This window comes from Paraburkholderia youngii (assembly GCF_013366925.1).
GTDB lineage: Bacteria > Pseudomonadota > Gammaproteobacteria > Burkholderiales > Burkholderiaceae > Paraburkholderia > Paraburkholderia youngii.
In genome coordinates, this window is record NZ_JAALDK010000001.1 from 4,073,163 (window position 1) to 4,093,196 (window position 20,034).

Consider the following 20,034-nt stretch of genomic DNA (forward strand, 5'->3'; position numbering starts at 1 on the left):
GTTGGGGCGGGGTGTCGGCCGCGGGATCTGGCGGCGCCGTGATGAGGGCGGGCTGCGAGAGAGGGAGGGTGGGTGATGAGCCCGTGGACGAGACGGATGAGTCGCCTCACTCCGCCTCGCACTTATCGCCCGGCGCTTACGCCTTGGCCGCGTCCGCCTCGCGCTCGGCCGCTTCGATCGTGTTGACGAGCAGCATCGTGATCGTCATCGGGCCGACGCCGCCCGGCACCGGCGTGATATGGCCGGCCACTTCCTTGACACCCGCGAAGTCGACGTCGCCGCACAGCTTGCCGGCGTCGTCGCGATTCATGCCGACGTCGATCACGGTCGCGCCCGGCTTCACCATGTCGGCGGTCAGGATGTTGCGCAGACCGGTCGCGGCGACCACGACATCGGCGTTGCGCGTGTGCGCGGACAGATCGCGGGTCTTGCTGTGGCAGATCGTGACGGTCGCGCCCGCTTCGAGCAGCAGCAGCGCCATCGGTTTGCCGACGATGTTCGAGCGGCCGATGACCACCGCGTTGGCGCCCTTCAGCTCGATGCCGTAGGCCTGGAACATTTTCATCACGCCGTACGGCGTGCACGGACGGAACAGCGGCTGGCCGGTCAGGAGCGCGCCCGCGTTGGCGACGTGGAAACCGTCGACGTCCTTCTCGGGCGCGATCGCCTCGATCACCTTGTGGCTGTCGATGTGCTTCGGCAGCGGCAACTGCACGAGGATGCCGTGGATGGCCGGGTCGCGGTTCAGCTCGTCGATGCGCGCGAGCAGGTCGGCTTCGGGCAGGTCGGCCGGATAGCGGTCGAACGACGAGCCGAGGCCGTTGTCGTGGCAGGCTTTCACCTTGTTGCGCACATACACTTCGCTGGCCGGATTGTCGCCGACCAGAATCACGGCGAGGCCCGGCTGATGGCCGCGGGCGGTCAGGGCTGCGGCGCGCGCCGCGACGTCGGCGCGCAGGGTCTTGGAGAGGGCGAGGCCGTCGATCAGTTTGGCAGTCATGGTCGGTCGAACGTTGAGTCGAGGTTGGGATCGGGAATCGATTCGGGGCAGGCGGTTTTGGCTGGCGGGGCGAAGCGCTCGCGCGGAGGGGGCGCGCGACGGCGTGCTTCGGCTGCTTGACGAAGTCGGGTCGCCCTGCGACAGGCGCGTTACCGGTTCGGGCAAGGCGCCGCTGCAAAGTCCGACATTATACCGGCGCGTAAGGCGCGCTTCCGCAGTGGATTCGGGGCCCGTGTCGCGCGTGGAAGCGTACGGGAGGGGAGGGGGGGGGCCGTGTGACGGCCAGAAAGCGCAACGCGGGCGGCGGGGCAGGCCGCTCGCACGCCACGCCACGCCGGACCCAGCGACGCTCACGCCGTCACGAACGGGCGACGCAACTGCCACTCATGGCGGTCACGCAGAAACGGCCCTCCGGGCGAAGGGCCGCCCATACCGACGTTACTGCGCCGTTTGCGGCTTGTTCGACAGCGCGAGTCGCAGCAGATCGGCGACCGTGTTGACGTTCAGCTTTTCCATGATGTTCGCGCGATGCGCTTCGACCGTCTTGATGCTGATGCCGAGGTCGTCGGCGATCTGCTTGTTCAGGCGGCCCGCGATGATCCGCTCGAGCACCTGATGCTCACGCGCGGTCAGCTTGCCGAGGCGCTCGGCCGCGGCACGCTGCTGCTGGACGCTGGTGCTTTCGCTGCGCGCCTTGTCGAGCATGCGCTCGACGAGCTTGCGCAGTTCGGCTTCGTCGAACGGCTTTTCGATGAAGTCCATCGCGCCTTTTTTCATCGTCGACACCGCCATCGGCACGTCGCCGTGACCCGTCACGAAGATGATCGGCAGCGAAGCGTTGTCGGCGATCAGGCGTTCCTGCAACTCGAGCCCGCTCATGCCGGACATCCGCACGTCGAGGATCAGGCACGCGATCTGGCCTGGATGCTGATGCGGCTGCCATGCGTCGAGGAACTGTTCGGCGCTCAGGAAGCATTGAACGCGGTAGCCGTTCGCCTCCAGCAGCCAGCGCAGCGAATCTCGCACGGCCTCGTCGTCGTCGACGACAAAGACGGTTTCCTGGGTGGTGACTGGGCTGTTCATAGCTCTCCCGTAACGGTTTGTGGTGTCGGCGCCTCGGACCCGCCGTTGCTCGGGCCGTCAGGCTCCCCAATAGGCAGACTGCAATGGAACGTGGCGCCCGTGATGTGGCCGTCGGATTCGACATTATTGACCACCCACAGACGCCCGCGGTGCGATTCGATAATCGAACGGCAAATGTTCAGCCCCATGCCCATACCATCGGACTTGGTGCTGTAAAACGGTTCGAACAGACGCTCGGCGGTCGTTTCGTCGACGCCCGGCCCCTGATCGACGACGCTGATGCAAACGAAGCCGCTCTCCAGCCGCACGACCACCCGGATCACTGGGTCGACCGCATTCGGGCGCGCTTCGGCCATCGCCTCGACGCCGTTCTTCAGCAGGTTCACCAGCACCTGCTCGATCAGCACCGGATCGACGTAGATCACCGGCAGCCGCGAGCGCAGATCGGTGACGATGCGAATCCGCCGCTTCCTTGCCTCGATTTCGGCGAGACCGACCGCGTCGGCGACGATATCCGCGACCCGCGTGGCCTGACGCTTCGGCTCGCTGCGCTTCACGAACTCGCGGATGCGCTTGATGATCATGCCGGCGCGCACCGCCTGCTGTGCGGTCTTTTCGAGCACCGGCAGCAGATTGTCGGGTGTCGTCCGACCGGATTTAACCAGCGCGACGGTCCCGGAGCAATAGTTATTGATCGCGGCGAGCGGCTGGTTCAGCTCGTGCGCGAGCGACGAGGCCATTTCGCCCATCGTCATCAGGCGGCTCGTGAACTGCAGCTTTTCGTCCTGCTGGCGCGCCAGTTCCTGCGCGCGCTTGCGGGTCGTGATGTCGGTCGCGATCTGCATCTGTGCGAGATGGCCATCGACCCACTGGATGTACTGGCGCCGCACCTCGAACCACTTCTGGATGCCGGGGATGTAGATTTCCTGCGCGTCGGCGGTGCTTTCGGTCAGCGCCGCGGCGGGCAGGCCGACGAACGTGTCGACCATGTCGATCGAATCGGACGACGCCTGCGAGCTGTCGAAGCCGCCGCCCGCGAGTTCGAGGTGGCCGTCCGGGCGGATGCCGAACAGATGCCGGTAGTAGCGGTTCGCGAACAGCAGCTCGGCTTCGTCGGCGGCCAGAACGGACACCGCGGCATCGAGGCTTTCGAGCACGGTCGTGAAGCGTTCGTGGGCAGCGGCGAGTTCTTCGCGCGCGCGCTTCGGCTCGGTGATGTCGGTCATCGACGACATCCAGCCGGTCTGACGGCCCGAGCTGTCGATCAGCGGCGACACGTAGAGCCGTGCGTGGAACGTCGAGCCGTCCTTGCGCCGCACGCGCAGCTCGAAGCCGGACGAGGGCGCCTTGCCGCGCAGCGTCATGTCGAGCTGGCGCTGCATCTCGGGGTAAGCGTCGCGCGGCCAGTAGGCGAACGGCGCGCTCTTGCCGACGAGGTCGCTTTCGTCCCAGCCGGTCATGCGGCAGAACGCCGGGTTCACGTGCGTGATGCGGCCGTGCATGTCGAGCACGCGCATGCCGATCAGCACCGAGTTTTCCATCGCGCGGCGGAAAAACGCTTCCGCGTACAGCGCCTGCTGCGCCTCGAAGCGCTGCCGGGTGTGCTTCCACAAACTCCACAGGCTCCACAGCACGAAGCAGGACAGGCCGGCCACCAGCCACACCAGCGTGTTGTTCGTGAAGTTGGTGATCTGCGGGAACGCGTACACGCGCACCGAGATGCCCTGGCCCGGCGGGTCGAGCGGCAGGTCGTAGAACATGTCGCGCGGCAGGCGCGGGCGGGTCGACGTGGTCGTCAACTCGCGGTTGTTCACGTCGATGATCGAGATCTTGTATTTGGCCGACAGCTCGGGCGGGATGTCGCGCTTCAGAATGCCTTCCACCGAGAACACCGCGGCGATCGTGCCGAGGAAATCGCGGTCGCGGAAGATCGGCGTTTGCAGCGTGATGAAGCCGTTGCCGAGGTCGTCGTAGATGAGCGGCGAGTACACCTGGCGGCGCGTGTTGCGCGCTTCGGCGAAACCGGCTTTGACCGCTTCGTCCATTTGCGCGTCGTTGGGGCGCGCGAGCCGCTGGCCGAGCACCGGCGGCGCGGCATTGGGCCAGCGCGGCTGCTGCTGAGCGGTGTACCAGTTCATGTAGAGGATCTCGGGGTGCCCCTGCATGATGTCCGTGGTGTTCACCTGGAACGAATGCTCGTCGGCATGGCCGGCGGCGAGGTCGCGCGCGAGCGCCTGGATCTGTTCCTGCGCGCCTGTCATTGACAGCCGGATCTGCTGCTGCGCCCACGCGACGTTGCGGTACAGCGTGTCTTCCTGCTGCTGCTGTTCGCGCCGGTTCAGACTCCAGAGAATCAGGCTCATGACGACCAGGAATACCAGGATCGACAGCAGCGGCGTCAGCAAATAGGAATTCGACCACCAGGGTCCGTGGTGCCAGCGCGGGGACGGCGACGAATCCGCCGGCGAACCCGCGGTGCGCGCCGAGCGAGAGAAAAGCCGTTCGGTCAACATGCGTGGCATTGTAGCTCAGCACGTCCCCGACAAATGGCGCAAAAAAGCGCGGAAAGTGCAGTTAATCGGCGCAAACTAGCCGACGGATCAGTCTAACGGCAGTCAAACCAGGTTGCGTTGCAGCAATTTTCCGCATTGTGAGAATTGATCTCGTAATTTGAAAATTTGATTGCGTTGACGTCGGGACCCTTATTACAATCGGCCGGTGCTGCCGCGGCCTATCCTGCGTCCGCGTGGTCTGTTCAAAGTGCGTTCCCCATATCCAGGAGACGAGCATGTCCGCTGTACCCGACGAAGTCATGAAATATGTCGCCGCCGAGAAAGACGACGATCCCCAGGAAACCGGCGAATGGCTGGAAGCGCTGGATGGCGTGATTTCTGCTGTAGGCCCTGACCGTGCCCACTACCTGATCGAAAAGCAGATCGAGTTTGCACGCGTGCACGGCGAACATCTGCCGTTCTCCGCCAATACGCCTTACATCAACACGATCCCGGTCGCGCGCCAGGCCAAGAACCCCGGCGACCAGGACATCGAACACCGCATCCGCTCGTACACCCGCTGGAACGCAATGGCGATGGTGCTGCGCGCCGGCAAGGAAACCAACGTCGGTGGTCACATCGCGTCGTTCGCGTCGGCCGCCACGCTGTACGACGTCGGCTACAACCACTTCTGGCACGCACCGTCGGCCGAGCACGGCGGTGACCTCGTGTTCGTGCAGGGCCACTCGTCGCCGGGCGTCTACTCGCGCGCGTTCCTGCTCGGCCGGCTGACCGACAAGCAGCTCGACAACTTCCGCCAGGAAGTCGGCGGCGAGGGCATCTCGTCGTATCCGCATCCGTGGCTGATGCCGGACTTCTGGCAATTCCCGACCGTGTCGATGGGCTTGGGCCCGATCATGGCGATCTACCAGGCGCGCTTCATGAAGTACCTGCAGGCGCGCGGCATCGCGAAGACCGACGGCCGCAAGGTCTGGGCCTTCCTCGGCGACGGCGAAACCGACGAGCCGGAATCGCTCGGCGCGATCGGCATGGCCGGCCGCGAGCGGCTGGACAACCTCGTGTTCGTGATCAACTGCAACCTGCAGCGTCTCGACGGTCCGGTGCGCGGCAACGGCAAGATCATCCAGGAACTCGAAAGCGAATTCCGCGGCGCCGGCTGGAACGTGATCAAGGTCATCTGGGGCAGCCGCTGGGATGCCCTCTTCGCGCGCGACAAGTCGGGCGCGCTGATGCGCCGCATGATGGAAGTGGTCGACGGCGAGTACCAGACGTACAAGTCTGAGTCGGGTGCGTTCGTGCGCGAGCACTTCTTCAACACGCCGGAACTGAAGGCGCTGGTCGCCGACTGGTCCGACGACGACATCTGGAATCTGAACCGCGGCGGCCATGATCCGCACAAGATCTACGCGGCGTTCACGGAAGCGACCAATTCGAAGGGCCAGCCGACCGTCATTCTCGCGAAGACGATCAAGGGCTACGGCATGGGCGAAGCCGGCCAGGCGATGAACATCACCCACCAGCAGAAGAAGATGCAGGTGGAGCAGCTGAAGAAGTTCCGCGACCAGTTCCGTCTGCCGATCACGGACGAGCAGATCGTCGACGTGCCGTACCTGACCTTCGAGGAAGGCTCGAAGGAACTCGAATACATGCGCCAGCGGCGCATGGACCTCGGCGGCTATCTGCCGGCGCGTCGTCAGAAGGCCGAGTCGCTGCCGGTGCCGGAGCTGTCGGCATTCGAGCCGCTGTTGAAGGGCACGGGCGAAGGCCGCGAGATCTCCACGACGATGGCGTTCGTGCGGATCCTGAACATCCTGCTGAAGGACAAGGCGCTCGGCAAGCGCGTCGTGCCGATCGTGCCGGACGAGTCGCGTACGTTCGGTATGGAAGGTCTGTTCCGGCAGATCGGCATCTGGAATCAGGACGGCCAGAAGTACGTGCCGGAAGATTCCGACCAGCTGATGTTCTACCGTGAGTCGGAAACCGGTCAGATCCTGCAGGAAGGCATCAACGAAGCCGGCGGCATGGCCGACTGGATCGCGGCCGCGACGTCGTACTCGACGCACGGCGAGATCATGATCCCGTTCTACATCTTCTACTCGATGTTCGGCTTCCAGCGCATCGGCGACCTCGCATGGGCCGCTGGCGACATGCGCTCGCGCGGCTTCCTGCTGGGCGGCACGGCCGGCCGCACGACGCTGAACGGCGAAGGTCTGCAACACGAAGACGGCCACTCGCTGCTGTGGGCGGCTTCGGTGCCGAACTGCATCAGCTACGACCCGACCTTCGGCTACGAACTCGCGGTCATCGTGCAGGACGGTCTGCGCCGCATGGTCGCCGACCAGGAAGATGTGTATTACTACATCACGGTGATGAACGAGAACTACGAGCACCCGGCGATCCCGCAGGGCGCGGGGCTGGAAAGCGTGGCGGCCGACATCATCAAGGGCATGTACTCGTTCAGCAAGACCGCTGCCGATAAGAAGGCGCCGCATGTGCAGCTGATGGGCGCGGGCACGATCTTCAACGAAGTGATCGCCGCGGCCGACCTGCTGAAGAACGACTGGGGCGTGAACGCCGACCTGTGGAGCGTGCCGAGCTTCACCGAGCTCGCGCGCGAAGGTCACGAAGTGCAGCGCTGGAACCTGCTGCACCCGACCGAAGAGAAGAAGCTGTCGCACGTCGAGAAGCTGCTGAAGGATGCGCCGGGTCCGGTCATCGCATCGACCGACTACGTGCGTGCGCTGACCGAGCAGATCCGCGCGTTCGTGCCGCAGAAGTTCGTGGTGCTGGGCACCGACGGCTACGGTCGTTCGGACACGCGCGAGAAGCTGCGTCACTTCTTCGAAGTCGATCGCTACTGGGTCACGGTCGCCGCGCTCAACGCGCTGGCGGACGAAGGCACGATCGAACGCAAGGTGGTCGCCGAGGCGCTCAAGAAGTACAACCTTGATCCCGCCAAACCCAACCCGATGACCGTCTAAGGCATCACCCGTGTGCCACGATGCACGCGCCTGCTCCTCGTCGCGAGGGGCAGGCGGCGTGCGCGGCCCAGGAGACACTAACAATGAGTCAAGCGATCGAAGTCAAGGTGCCGGACATCGGCGATTACAAGGACGTCCCTGTGATCGAGGTGCTGGTAAAGGCGGGTGACACCGTCGAAAAAGAGCAATCGCTCGTTACGCTGGAGTCCGACAAGGCGACGATGGACGTGCCGAGCTCGGCTGACGGCGTCGTCAAGGAAGTGAAGGTCAAGGTCGGCGATGCGGTGTCCGAAGGCACGCTGATCGTCGTGCTGGAAGGCGCCAACGCGGCTGCCGCGGCGCCCGCGCCGGCGGCAGCTCCTGCGCCCGCACCGGCACCGGCACCGGCACCGGCGCCGGCGGCAGCTCCCGCCGCGGCGCCTGCGGCGGCAGGCGGCGGCGTGCAGGAAATCAAGGTGCCGGATATCGGCGACTACAAAGACGTTCCCGTGATCGAGATCGCGGTGAAGGTCGGCGATCGCGTCGAGAAGGAACAGTCGCTCGTCACGCTCGAATCCGACAAGGCGACGATGGACGTGCCGAGCTCGGCCGCCGGCGTCGTCAAGGAAGTGAAGGTCAAGGTTGGCGATACCGTGTCGGAAGGCTCGGTCATCGTCGTGATCGAAGCGGAAGGCGGCGCTGCCCCGGCACCCGCGCCGGCGCCGGCCGCGAAGGCACCGGCCGAAAAGCCGTCCGACGCGCCGGCCACGCCGAGCCCGGCACCGGCCGCGCCGTCCGCGCTCGCGCAGGCGCCGCTGATCCCGGCCGGCGAAGGCGGCACGCGTCATCCGAGCCACGCTTCGCCGTCGGTGCGCAAGTTCGCGCGCGAACTCGGCGTCGACGTGAGCCAGGTGAAGGGCACGGGTCCGAAGGGCCGCATTACGCAGGCCGACGTGACCGCGTTCGTGAAGGGCGTGATGACCGGCCAGCGCGCGGCGCCGGCAGGAGCCGCCGCGCCGGCCGCCGGCGGTGGCGAACTGAATCTGCTGCCGTGGCCGAAGGTCGACTTCACGAAGTTCGGTCCGATCGATCCGAAGCCGCTGTCGCGCATCAAGAAGATCTCGGGCGCGAACCTGCATCGCAACTGGGTCATGATCCCGCACGTCACGAACAACGACGAAGCGGACATCACCGAGCTCGAAGCGCTGCGCGTAAAGCTGAACAAGGAACACGAAAAGGCGGGCGTCAAGTTCACGATGCTCGCGTTCGTGATCAAGGCCTGCGTGGCGGCCCTGAAGAAATTCCCGACTTTCAACGCGAGCCTCGACGGCGACAACCTGGTGTTCAAGCAGTACTACCACATCGGTTTTGCCGCGGACACGCCGAACGGCCTCGTCGTTCCGGTGATTCGCGACGCGGACAAGAAGGGTCTCGTCGACATCGCGAAGGAAATGGCCGACCTGTCGAAGGCCGCGCGCGAAGGCAAGCTGAAGCCGGACCAGATGCAGGGTGGCTGCTTCTCGATCTCGTCGCTGGGCGGTATCGGCGGCACGCACTTCACGCCGATCATCAATGCGCCTGAAGTCGCGATTCTCGGCCTGTCGCGCAGCGCGATGAAGCCGGTGTGGGACGGCAAGCAGTTCGAGCCGCGCCTGACCATGCCGCTGTCGCTGTCGTACGACCATCGCGTGATCGACGGAGCGGAAGCCGCGCGCTTCAACGCATACCTCGGTTCGATTCTTGCCGATTTCCGGCGTGTGATTCTTTGACCGGCTGATGAGGTCCGCCGGCGCGGGCGCGGATAGTTCCGAACGATCCGCGTCGCGCCGTCCGCGCGTTCGCGTGCGCCAGGCGCGCCGAACGCGCCGCTCATCATCGATCAATAAGAGAAGGGGACACCATGAGTCTCGTCGAAGTAAAAGTGCCGGACATCGGTGACTTCAAGGACGTCGACGTTATCGAAGTCAACATCAAGCCGGGCGACGTCATCGAGCAGGAGCAGTCGCTGCTGACGCTCGAATCCGACAAGGCGTCGATGGAAGTGCCGAGCGACACCGCCGGCACCGTCAAGGAAGTGCGCATCAAGCCGGGCGACAAGGTTTCGCAGGGCACGGTGATCGCGCTCGTCGAGGCAGCGGCGGGCGGCGCGGCCGCGGCCGCCCCGGCAGCGAAGGAACCTGAAAAGGCGGCGCCCGCGCCGGCGCCTGCCGCGCCGAAGGCCGCCGCACCGGCGCCGCAGGCCGGCAGCTATTCGGGCAGTGCGGACATCGAGTGCGACATGCTCGTGCTCGGTTCGGGCCCCGGTGGCTATTCGGCCGCGTTCCGCTCCGCCGACCTCGGCATGAAGACCGTGCTGGTCGAGCGTTATCCGACGCTCGGCGGCGTGTGTCTGAACGTCGGCTGTATCCCGTCGAAGGCGCTGCTGCACACCGCGCTCGTCATCGACGAAGCGGCTGATCTCGCGTCGCACGGCATCACGTTCGGCAAGCCGCAGATCGACCTCGACAAGCTGCGCGATTTCAAATCGGGCGTGGTCAAGAAGCTGACCGGCGGTCTCGCGGGCATGGCCAAGATGCGCAAAGTCGAAGTGGTGACGGGCACCGGCGCGTTCGTCGATCCGAACCACATGGAAGTGCAGACCGAGGGCGGCAAGAAGGTCGTCAAGTTCAAGCAGGCGATCATCGCCGCGGGCTCGGAAGCGGTGAAGCTGCCGTTCATTCCGGAAGATCCGCGGGTCGTCGATTCGACCGGCGCGCTCGAACTACGCCAGATTCCGCAGCGCATGCTGGTGATCGGCGGCGGCATCATCGGCCTCGAAATGGCGACCGTGTACTCGACGCTCGGCGCGCAGATCGACGTCGTCGAAATGCTCGAAGGCCTGATGACCGGCGCGGACCGCGATCTGGTCAAGGTCTGGGAGAAGTACAACAGCCAGCGGTTCGCGAACGTGATGCTGAAGACCAAGACCGTCGCGGCCGAAGCGAAGGACGACGGTATTTACGTGTCGTTCGAGGGCGAGAAGGCGCCGGCCGAGCCGCAACGCTATGATCTCGTGCTGGTGGCCGTGGGCCGCTCGCCGAACGGCAAGCGGATCGGCGCGGAAAAGGCCGGGGTCGCGGTGACGGATCGCGGCTTCATCGAAGTCGACAATCAGCAGCGCACGAACGTGCCGCACATCTTCGCGATCGGCGATATCGTCGGTCAGCCGATGCTCGCGCACAAGGCCGTGCACGAAGGCCACGTGGCGGCGGAAGCCGCGCATGGCGAGAAGGCGTACTTCGACGCGATGCAGATTCCGTCGGTGGCATACACCGATCCGGAAGTGGCATGGGCCGGCAAGACGGAAGACCAGCTGAAAGCCGAAGGCATCAAGTTCGGCAAGGCGGTATTCCCGTGGGCCGCGTCGGGCCGCGCGATCGCCAACGGCCGCGACGAAGGCTTCACTAAGCTGCTGTTCGATGAGGAGACGCATCGCGTGATCGGCGGCGGTATCGTCGGTCTGAACGCGGGCGACCTGATCAGCGAAGTCTGTCTCGCGATCGAGATGGGCGCGGACGCAACGGATATCGGCAAGACGATCCATCCGCATCCGACGCTCGGCGAATCGATCGGCATGGCGGCCGAGTTGTATGAAGGCGTCTGTACCGATCTGCCGCCCGTCAAGAAGAAGTAAAGCGGTGCGCCGGGAATGCATGGCGACATGCGGGCCCGGCGAAGTGCGTCAGGCTGTGGCGCAAAGAAAAACGGCGCGCTCCATGTCGGAGCGCGCCGTTTCTGTTTTCCTGGCGGCCGGTAGGCGGGCAAAAAAATCCCGGCTTGGCGGCCGGGCAAACGATACGTCCATTGCAACGTATCGGAGCGTTCGGCCAATCAAACCGTATAAGCGGCAACGGCACGACGCTGTTGCTTGCGATAACGCCGGCGCAGCGCGTAGGCTGGGCCGGCGTGAAACGACGCCAGGTGTTTAACGCCTGGCGTGTTGATGCGTGAAGCTTAGACTGCCTTCTTGGCGGCAGCGCGCGATGCTTGCGCAGCGGCTTGCGAAGCTGCCTTCGAAGCGGCCGTTGCAGCTGCATTGAAGTTGCTTTCGGCGATTTCGACAGCCTGACGGGTTGCCTTGTGGACCGTTTCGTACGTGGTGTTGGCGGCGGTGATAGCCGACTTCATCACGGCGACAGCGGTTTCCGAACCAGCCGGTGCGTTCTTGGCGACGTTTTCGACGAGCGCCTGAACCTTGCGGTTTTGCTCTTCGAATTGCGCTTCCGCGACGCGGGTGAATTCACCTTGCGTTGCCGAAACGATTTCGTACACGTGGCGGCCATACGACAGCGCCTTTTCAGCCACCGGCTGCGCGAGGCTTGCTTGCAGTGCCAGCAGTTCCTGCGCGTCCTTCACGGACAGCGCGCGTTGGGCATTTTCCTGGCTTTCGGCGAGCGTCGACTTCACAACTTGCAGGTTCAGCTCTACCAGCTTTTCGACGCCTTCAAATGCTTTGGTCGTCAGGCCGAACAGGGTTTCGAAGTTGGCTTTCTGGGCTGCGGCGAATTGCTCAGGGGTCAGCAGAGTCATGGTTTACGCTCCTGGATCGCGGCCGGTCTGTGCGGACCGCATTGGGTGGGTGGCAAGACGCCGATTGATCGTCCGCCTGGGCCGCGATGTATTGTGCATCGCAGCAATGGTTCCCATTTTAGGATGGCCACAAGGAATGTCAAGCGTTTTTTGTGCGTCGCACAATGTTAAGAAAACGCCGATAAAACAAGAGGTTATGCAGTAGGCATGTCATTAATATGACGCGGAACGATTGAGTCGCTGCACCTAGCTGGTGCGAGATAAACGACCCCCGTAAGAGGCGGTCGGGAAATTATTTTTCGCCGTCAAAGCCTTTATGCGGGGCTGAGAGGGGGTGCATCGCAGCGATTCGCCCCTGAAAAAACCGATCATCATCAATTCGATGTAAACCACCCGATGGCAAGGAACGTTAAAGAACGAAGGTAGTCGAACGCGCGTTGGCGACTTTCGTCAGACACTTAAAAGTCTCTCGCCCGCTCGCAACGCCCTCATGGCGCAGCGCAGTAGTTTCCGCCGGCGCTCTGACAGTATTTCCCCGGATCAAGGTTGTCTCAAAATTGCCGTTATCCTGCAAGGATCTGCTCGGTTGGGCTGGGCGGCAGCAATGGCGAGGCTTGCTGGCGACGATCGTTTTTTCGATCGAGGCGCGGCACTTATTCGTGTTTTCGCGATCGGACCTGACAAGCCGGTTTAAGGACCGCGTATAAGTGCTTCAAATTGCTAATTTTTCGTTGCTTTACTACACTTGCGGAAACCTCTCGCCGCTCCCTATCGAACACCCATGAAAACCGACATGTTTTCGTCGCTAAAGGCGCTCCACGGCGCGGCGCGCAGCACCGCTCTGTCGGTGGCCGTCTCGCTGGCCGTCGCAGCGGCGTTCGCTACGCCTGTCAGCACTTTTGCAGCTACGTCTGCTGCATCCGCAAAAACTTCCACACACGCAAAAACCGCCAAAAAGCCGGCGCAAGCGGCCGCCACCGACAAAGTGTCGAGCCGTGCGGCGAAAGCCGGCAAAGCTGAGGCAGCGAAAGCCGGCAAGGGCGAGGCCGTGAAAGCCGCTGCCGCAGACGAAGATGCGCCGCGCGCCGGCGTCAAACGCAAGCGCGTGACGTTCGCGGCGAACGGCCGGCACCATTCGGTGATGCGACGCGTCGCGTACGAGCCGCGCCAGCCGAGCGTCGGCCAGGCGTTTGGTTTGCACGAGACGCCGGACGCGCTGATGCTGCGCTCGAGCGTCGCCTACGTGATCGACCAGAACAGCGGTGAGACGCTGTTCGACAAGAACTCGCGTGCTGTGGTACCGATCGCATCGATCAGCAAGCTGATGACCGCGATGGTGGTGCTCGATTCGAAAGAGCCGATGACCGACCAACTCGAAGTCACCGACGAAGACCGCGACTACGAGAAGAACACCGGTTCGCGTTTGGCGGTGGGCTCGGTGCTGTCGCGCGAAGACATGCTGCACATCGCGCTGATGGCGTCGGAAAACCGCGCGGCGGCGGCGTTGTCGCGCTACTACCCGGGCGGCCGCCCGGCGTTCCTTGCGGCCATGAACGCGAAGGCCAGGCAACTCGGCATGAACGACACGCACTTCGAGAACCCGACCGGTTTGACGAGCATGAATGTGTCGAGCGCGCGCGATCTGGTGAAGATGGTCAACGCGGCGTATCAGTACCCGCTGATCCGCAAGTTCTCGACCGATCACAGCTACGAGGTGTACACCGGCAAGCGCACGCTCGCGTATAACAGCACGAACGCGCTGGTGCGCAACCCGACGTGGGACATCGGTCTGCAGAAGACCGGCTTCATCAACGAAGCGGGTGAGTGTCTCGTGATGCAGGCGACCATCCACGGCCGGCCGATGATCCTGGTGCTGCTCGATTCGTCGGGCAAGTACTCGCGTTTCGCGGACGCGACGCGTCTGCGTACATGGCTCGACAACGGCGGCGACCAGACGCGTATCACGAGCGCCGATGCCGGCGGTCCCGGTACCTGAAGCCAGAACGATTAGTCAGCCGATCGTATTCTGGCCGCCTGCAGTTGTGGTGCCAAGAAAAAGCCTCGCGGATGCGAGGCTTTTTTCGTTGGTGTCGAAAACGGCGAGCGCAACGGTGCAACGGCGGTCAGGCGGCCCCTGTGCGTGCGGCCTACGAATGCTGGCCGTGCGAACTGTGCGAGCCGTGCGAGCCGTGCGAATGATCCTGCTGCGCCTGCGGCCGGTAGCCTAGCGACTCCGAAATCATCAACGCGGTCTGGCTCAACTGCCCCAGCCAAGAATCCTGCAAGCGATCGGCCGGCGCCGACAGCGACAGCCCCGCGACCAGCTTGCCCGTATCGTCGTAGATGCCGGCGGCGATGCAGCGCACGCCCAACTCCAGTTCCTCGTTGTCGCGCGCGCAGGCCTGCTGGCGCACATGCGACAGCTCGCGCTCGAGTTTCGCGAGATCGGTGATGCTGTTTTGCGTGTGGCCCGACAGACCGGTGCGGGTTGCGTAGGCACGCACGCGGGTGGCTTCGTCGGCGGCGAGGAACAGCTTGCCGACCGAAGTCAGATGGAGCGGCGCGCGCCCGCCGATCGCCCGCACCACCTGCATGCCCGAGCGCTCCGAATACGCGCGTTCGATATAGACGATTTCGTCGCCCTGACGTACCGACAGGTTCACAGTCTGCCCGGTCTGACGGTGCAGCTCGCGCATCGGCGTGAGCGCCGCGTCGCGCACGGACAGGCGCGCCTTGACGAGATTGCCGAGTTCAAGGAGGCGCATGCCGAGACGGTAGGTGCCGGGGTCCGAACGGTCGACCAGCCGGCACATCACCATATCGTTCAGGATCCGGTGCGCGGTGGATGGGTGCAGCTCCGTGCGGAGGGCCAATTCTTTCAGGCTGACCGGGTCGCTATGTGCCGCCAGTGCGTCGAGCAGGCGCATCATGCGTTCGATCACCTGGATCGAGGTTTTGGGATCCGGGTTCGTATCGCTCATATGAGAATCGGTGGATGCGTCAAACAGCGAAAACTGATTGTATCTCGTATTGTGAAAAAAGCGAACGCGCCTCGAGGCGCGCTTCCAATCCGACGGTGCTGCTTCCTATGCCTTCCGGCCGTTGGTATTGCACCAGCAAACAGCGGATAATCAGGGACGTTTCCCCGAAAGGAGGGCTCATGCGAGTCGGATTGTTCGTCACGTGCCTGATCGACCTGATGCGTCCCGAGATCGGTTTTTCGGTCATCAAGCTGATCGAAGGCGCCGGTTTCGAGGTCATGGTGCCGCCTGCGCAAACCTGTTGCGGGCAACCCGCGTACAACTCCGGAGACCGCCGGCTCGCGCGCGAACTCGCTGAGAAAACGCTGCGCGAGTTCGAACAGTTCGACTACGTGGTCGTGCCGTCGGGCTCGTGCGGCGGCATGATCCGCGCGCACTACGGCGACTTGTTCCGCGACGATCCCGAACTGATGAACCGTTTCGGCCGCCTGCGCGGCAAGGTGTTCGAACTGACGGACTTCCTCGTCAACGTCGCGAAGGTGCAGCTGCAACCGGGCGAGTTCGCAGGACAGGTGACTTATCACGACTCATGCTCGGGCCTGCGGGAACTGGGCGTGAAGGCGCAGCCGCGCGAACTGCTCGCGCAGGTCGGCGTCGCGGTCACCGAAATGAACGGCTGCGAGCATTGCTGCGGCTTCGGCGGCACGTTCGCGGTCAAGTACGGCGATATCTCGACCGCGATCGTCGACGAAAAGTGCGCCAACATCGCCGCGAGCGGTGCCGGTACGGTCGTGCTCGGCGACCTCGGCTGCATGTTGAATATCGAAGGGCGGCTGCGCCGCCAGGGCGACTCCACGACGCGCGTGCTGCATATCGCGCAGGTGCTGGCCGGCGACGTGTAAGCCCCGCGCGGCGAACACGGCGATTGTTCGCGTCGCGTCTCTCGCGTCTCTCGCGTCTCTCGCGTCTTTCACGCATTGCGTCGCGCGCGGATGCGCCGCGCGTTTTCAATCCGATCTCCTCAGGGCCGCCATGCAAGTCCAATCGATGCAGTTCAAGGCTCGCGCCGGTCAGAAACTCGCCGACCAGCGCCTGCAGCAGAACCTGACCAAACTGTCTACGAAGTTCGTGTCGGCGCGCGCCAGCGCGATCACCGCGATCGACTTTCCCACGACCCGCGCGGCGCTCAAGGAGCGTCGCAATCGCGCGCTCGAGAATCTCGACGTGTGGCTCGAAACCTTCGAGCGCGAGGCGACCCGGCGCGGCGTGACGATGCTATTCGCGGAGACCACGCAGGAGGCTGCGCGGCTCGTCGGCGACATCGCGCGCAAGCACGACGTAAAGAAGGTGATCAAGACCAAGTCGATGGTCACCGAGGAAATGCGCCTGAACGAAGTGCTCGGGCAGATGGGCGTGCAGTCGATCGAAACCGATCTCGGCGAATACATCCTGCAGATCAACGACAACGAGCCGCCGAGCCACATCATCGCGCCGGTCGTTCACAAGGATAAAGACGAGATCGCCGATCTGTTCGCGAAGACCCACGGCCGGCCGCGGCTCACCGAGATTCCCGAGATGACGCGCGAGGCGCGCGAGATGCTGCGGCCGCATTTTCTGAGCGCGGACATGGGCGTGACGGGCGGCAATTTCATCATCGCGGAAACGGGCTCGGTGGTGGTCGTGACCAACGAGGGCAACGAGGGCATGTGCACGGTGATGCCGCGCGTGCACGTCGCTGTCACCGGCATCGAGAAGGTGTTGCCGACGCTCGAGGATCTCGCGACAGCGATGCGCCTGCTGCCGCGTTCGGCAACCGGCCAGGCCACCTCGAACTATTTTTCGGTGCTGACCGGGCCGCGTGGCGCGGGTGATCAGGACGGGCCAGAGCATATGTACGTGGTGCTCGTCGACGGTGGCCGAACTGGGCTGATCGGCGGAGACTTTCAGGAGATGCTTCGCTGCATCCGCTGCGGCGCGTGTATGAATCATTGCCCGGTGTATCAGAAGGTCGGCGGACATGCGTACGGGTGGGTGTATCCGGGGCCGATGGGCTCGGTGCTGACGCCGAGCTATGTCGGCATCGACAAGGCGCTCGATTTGCCGCAAGCAGCAACGTTGTGCGGCGAATGCAACAGCGTGTGCCCGGTCGGTATCCCATTGTCCGACCTGTTGCGCAAGCTGCGCGAAAAGCAGATGGAGCGACACCTGCGGCCGTGGAAGGAGCGCGCCGGGTTGGCGGTGTGGGGTTGGCTCGCGCTGCATCCCGATGCCTATGCGCTCTTTACGAAACTCGCCGTGCGCGTGCTGGAGCGCATGGGTGGGCGCAACCGGTCGATTGCAAAGCTGCCGCTCGGCGGCGCGGGCTGGACCGATACGCGCGACATGCCGGCGCCGGTGGGTCGTACGTTCCGGGAGTTGTATGCGGCGCAGCGCAGCCATATTGGCTGAGCCGGCGGCAGTGGGAGTGGTTTGACGGCTGCGCGCTCACACAGCTGTCATCGTGGGCGTGGGCGGGACTAGCTCGACGTCGGACGGTCCTCAATGTTCCGTCGGTTGCCCCGGGCGACGGGCAGGCGCATTTCTCACCCACTCGTTGCCCCGTCCGCCGTTGCCTGCTTGCGGCTGCGGCTGCGGCTGCGCCGGCGGCGAGCTCCCTGCGCCGGGGCGCGGGCCGCCATTCGTCCCGCTCGGGCCGTGCGGACCGCCCGCTGCGCCCTGCGGCGGTGGCCCGCCGTGCGGCTGTCCAGGACCGCCACCATTGTTGCCACGATCGTTGCCGTGATTGTCGTGGTCGTTGTCGCCCGGATGACCGCGGAAGCCACGGCCCGGCGGCGGGCCGTAGTAGTGTCCCGGACCGTAATCGCTGTAGCCGAGGTACACATTGGACTGCGGCACGACCGCTACGCCCGGCGCGTAATCGTCATAGCCGCTATAGGCGCCGTAGCCGTTGCCATACATCGGCGTGCCGTCGGGATAGACCGCGCAGCCGCCGAGCAGCGCGGCGGCCACGAGGCCAGCGAGAGGTGCAATGTGTTTCATTTTGTGGGACCAGTTGCAAGTGCAAAGAAATGTCGATGTAAGAATAAGACCATCATTATCGCTTTCCGTCGCGGCGGCTTTGTATGAGTTTGTAAGGTCTTCTTTTTCGTGCCAGCGATTGCGCAATCGCTCGTGGAAGACCTGTCAATTGACTGTTCCATTTCGAGCAACGATGTATCCCTTGGGCGCGGGTTTTTCCTGATTGTGAATTCCTATAGCATTTCGGCTGGGCATAGTGGGCCAAAAGCTCATGCGCCCCTAATTGGAAAACACATCATGAAAAAGACAATATCGGTGTACTGGCCTCTGGCCATCGTTGTGTCGCTCGCGGTGCTCGCCTATCTGCACGTCAGCGGCCAAACCTCTTCGCGCGCTTCGCAGATGCCGCTCGATGCCAACCATCTGACCGCCGAACTCGCACGCGCGGTGTCATACGGCATGATCGACACAGCGTCGGCATTGCCGGCTAAACCGATGCCTGCCGCCGCGGCGACCCCGCTGGCCGAAGGCATCGTAGGCAGCCGCGGCGGCTGTACCACGCCCGGCGCGAATCCGTCGAGGTTTGTATAATCGCGGCGCAGTCTGCTGACTGTCTGATGACCTCACGCGCGGCGCCTGGAGCGCCGAAGAATCCCTGATGAAAACTGTGTCCATCTGTTTCGTTTGCCTCGGGAATATCTGCCGTTCACCGACGGCGGAGGGCGTGATGCGTCATCTGGTCGACGAGGCAAAGCTCGCGGATCGCATTCTGATCGATTCGGCCGGCACCGGCGATTGGCACATCGGCGCGCCGCCCGACGAACGCGCACAACACGCGGCGCGCCAGCGCGGCTATGCCCTCGACGCGCTGCGCGGCCGACAGATCACGGTCGCGGACTTCGAGCGCTTCGATCTGCTGATTGCAATGGACGACCGCAACGTCGCCGCGTTGCGGCAACTGTGTCCGCCTTCTCAGCGTGACAAGATCCGTCTGCTGATGGAGTTCGTGCCGGAGTCGGATGGCCGCTGGAGCGGCGCGCGAGAGGTCGTCGATCCGTATTTCGGCGGCGCGGAAGGCTTCGAGTTGGTGCTCGATCAGTGCGAAGCAGCCTGCCGCGGGCTGATCGCCGCGCTGCGCCCGCAGTTGCTCGCGTAGGTATCGGGCGAAGAGCGCGGGCGAATGCCTCGGGTGACAACGGCAGCCTCATGCCGCGTGTGCCGCGCATATGAATCTGGCGTCGAAGTATGGTGATCAATTAAGCAGATGACACAAAATTTGCCGCCCATACTTGACTAAATCGGTCATGTATTTATACTTGACAAAACTTGTCGAGAATTGCGGTTCCCACATCATATGAGACTCACCACGAAAGGCCGTTTCGCCGTCACGGCGATGATCGACCTGGCGTTGCGCCAGGAGCAGGGCCCGGTGACGCTTGCGGGTATCAGCCAGCGCCAACACATCTCCCTGTCGTATCTCGAGCAGCTGTTTGGCAAGCTGCGCCGTCATGAAATCGTCGAGTCCGTGCGCGGACCGGGCGGTGGCTACAATCTCGCGCGCCGTGCCGAGGAGGTGACGGTGGCCGACATCATCATCGCGGTCGACGAGCCGCTCGACGCCACCCAGTGCGGCGGCAAGGGCACGTGCGAAGGCACCAAGCAGCACGATGGCCACTGCATGACGCATGAGCTGTGGTCGACGCTGAACCAGAAAATGGTCGAATACCTCGATTCGGTTTCGCTAAAGGATCTGGTCGACCAGCAGCGTTCGCGCGAAGGCGCGCCGGCGGTGCTGCGCGACAGGCGCAGCGACGCGCCGGCGGTCGAACCCGTCCGCGTGGCGCCCAAGGGTCCCAATTCCGTTTTCAACATGGCCGGTTCGTGAAGCGCGGCACGCGATAAAAATCCTT

General features: G+C 64.0%; 15 protein-coding genes. 9 read left to right on the forward strand and 6 right to left on the reverse strand.

The genetic code is table 11. The annotated features are described in order from the left end of the window. Window positions 1-136: 136 nt before the first annotated feature. From folD to fixL, 3 genes are all read right to left on the reverse strand, one after another. Entirely contained in the window at window positions 137-1,000 is an 864-nt protein-coding gene (folD, locus tag G5S42_RS18765; RefSeq protein ID WP_176108183.1) for a bifunctional methylenetetrahydrofolate dehydrogenase/methenyltetrahydrofolate cyclohydrolase FolD, read from the reverse strand. 438 nt (window positions 1,001-1,438) lie between these two features. Further along, window positions 1,439-2,083, reverse strand: a complete 645-nt coding sequence (gene fixJ / locus G5S42_RS18770; protein WP_008922736.1) for an oxygen response regulator transcription factor FixJ — start codon at window positions 2,081-2,083, stop codon at window positions 1,439-1,441. Further along, a complete protein-coding gene (fixL, locus tag G5S42_RS18775) occupies window positions 2,080-4,596 on the reverse strand; it encodes a PAS domain-containing sensor histidine kinase (protein WP_217710116.1) in 2,517 nt (838 codons plus the stop codon). Before fixL ends, fixJ begins: the two co-directional genes overlap by 4 nt. Window positions 4,597-4,871: 275 nt before the next feature. Between fixL and aceE the strand changes: the two genes are divergently transcribed. The 3 genes from aceE (at window position 4,872) to lpdA (ending at window position 11,229) form a co-directional block, all read left to right on the forward strand. Continuing rightward, a complete protein-coding gene (gene aceE / locus G5S42_RS18780) occupies window positions 4,872-7,577 on the forward strand; it encodes a pyruvate dehydrogenase (acetyl-transferring), homodimeric type (protein WP_176108185.1) in 2,706 nt (901 codons plus the stop codon). Between the two features lie 83 nt (window positions 7,578-7,660). Next, window positions 7,661-9,325, forward strand: a complete 1,665-nt coding sequence (aceF, locus tag G5S42_RS18785; protein ID WP_176108186.1) for a dihydrolipoyllysine-residue acetyltransferase — start codon at window positions 7,661-7,663, stop codon at window positions 9,323-9,325. 131 nt (window positions 9,326-9,456) lie between these two features. Next, window positions 9,457-11,229: a dihydrolipoyl dehydrogenase gene (gene lpdA, locus G5S42_RS18790; protein ID WP_176108187.1), complete on the forward strand. Its 1,773-nt coding sequence runs from the start codon at window positions 9,457-9,459 to the stop codon at window positions 11,227-11,229. A 320-nt stretch (window positions 11,230-11,549) separates the two neighbouring features. Here lpdA and G5S42_RS18795 read toward each other — a convergent pair whose 3' ends face one another. Next, entirely contained in the window at window positions 11,550-12,125 is a 576-nt protein-coding gene (locus G5S42_RS18795) for a phasin family protein (RefSeq protein ID WP_013089827.1), read from the reverse strand. A 781-nt stretch (window positions 12,126-12,906) separates the two neighbouring features. Between G5S42_RS18795 and pbpG the strand changes: the two genes are divergently transcribed. Then, the gene (gene pbpG / locus G5S42_RS18800) at window positions 12,907-14,121 is read left to right on the forward strand and encodes a D-alanyl-D-alanine endopeptidase (RefSeq protein ID WP_176108188.1); all 1,215 of its coding nucleotides are present in this window, start codon (window positions 12,907-12,909) and stop codon (window positions 14,119-14,121) included. Window positions 14,122-14,272: 151 nt separating this feature from the next. Here pbpG and G5S42_RS18805 read toward each other — a convergent pair whose 3' ends face one another. Further along, on the reverse strand, window positions 14,273-15,106 hold the full coding sequence (locus tag G5S42_RS18805) for an IclR family transcriptional regulator (RefSeq protein ID WP_018435412.1): 834 nt from the start codon (window positions 15,104-15,106) through the stop codon (window positions 14,273-14,275). Between the two features lie 179 nt (window positions 15,107-15,285). On the opposite strand from G5S42_RS18805, the gene G5S42_RS18810 reads away from it, so the two are divergent. Both G5S42_RS18810 and G5S42_RS18815 read left to right on the forward strand, forming a co-directional pair. After that, a complete protein-coding gene (locus G5S42_RS18810) occupies window positions 15,286-16,008 on the forward strand; it encodes a (Fe-S)-binding protein (RefSeq protein ID WP_176108189.1) in 723 nt (240 codons plus the stop codon). 130 nt (window positions 16,009-16,138) lie between these two features. Beyond that, window positions 16,139-17,554 carry a lactate utilization protein B gene (locus tag G5S42_RS18815; protein ID WP_176108190.1) on the forward strand — a complete coding sequence of 472 codons (1,416 nt, stop codon included), beginning with the start codon at window positions 16,139-16,141 and terminating at the stop codon, window positions 17,552-17,554. Between the two features lie 90 nt (window positions 17,555-17,644). On the opposite strand, the gene G5S42_RS18820 is transcribed toward G5S42_RS18815, so the two are convergent. Beyond that, entirely contained in the window at window positions 17,645-18,145 is a 501-nt protein-coding gene (locus tag G5S42_RS18820) for a hypothetical protein (RefSeq protein ID WP_176108191.1), read from the reverse strand. A gap of 276 nt (window positions 18,146-18,421) precedes the next feature. On the opposite strand from G5S42_RS18820, the gene G5S42_RS18825 reads away from it, so the two are divergent. The 3 genes from G5S42_RS18825 (at window position 18,422) to iscR (ending at window position 20,009) form a co-directional block, all read left to right on the forward strand. Next, window positions 18,422-18,715 (forward strand): hypothetical protein, encoded by a 294-nt coding sequence (locus G5S42_RS18825; protein WP_246392034.1) that lies wholly within the window; start codon window positions 18,422-18,424, stop codon window positions 18,713-18,715. Window positions 18,716-18,782: 67 nt separating this feature from the next. Then, window positions 18,783-19,280 carry a low molecular weight protein-tyrosine-phosphatase gene (locus G5S42_RS18830; protein ID WP_176108192.1) on the forward strand — a complete coding sequence of 166 codons (498 nt, stop codon included), beginning with the start codon at window positions 18,783-18,785 and terminating at the stop codon, window positions 19,278-19,280. Between the two features lie 198 nt (window positions 19,281-19,478). Further along, the gene (gene iscR / locus G5S42_RS18835) at window positions 19,479-20,009 is read left to right on the forward strand and encodes a Fe-S cluster assembly transcriptional regulator IscR (RefSeq protein ID WP_013089819.1); all 531 of its coding nucleotides are present in this window, start codon (window positions 19,479-19,481) and stop codon (window positions 20,007-20,009) included. The last annotated feature ends 25 nt before the right edge of the window (window positions 20,010-20,034 follow it).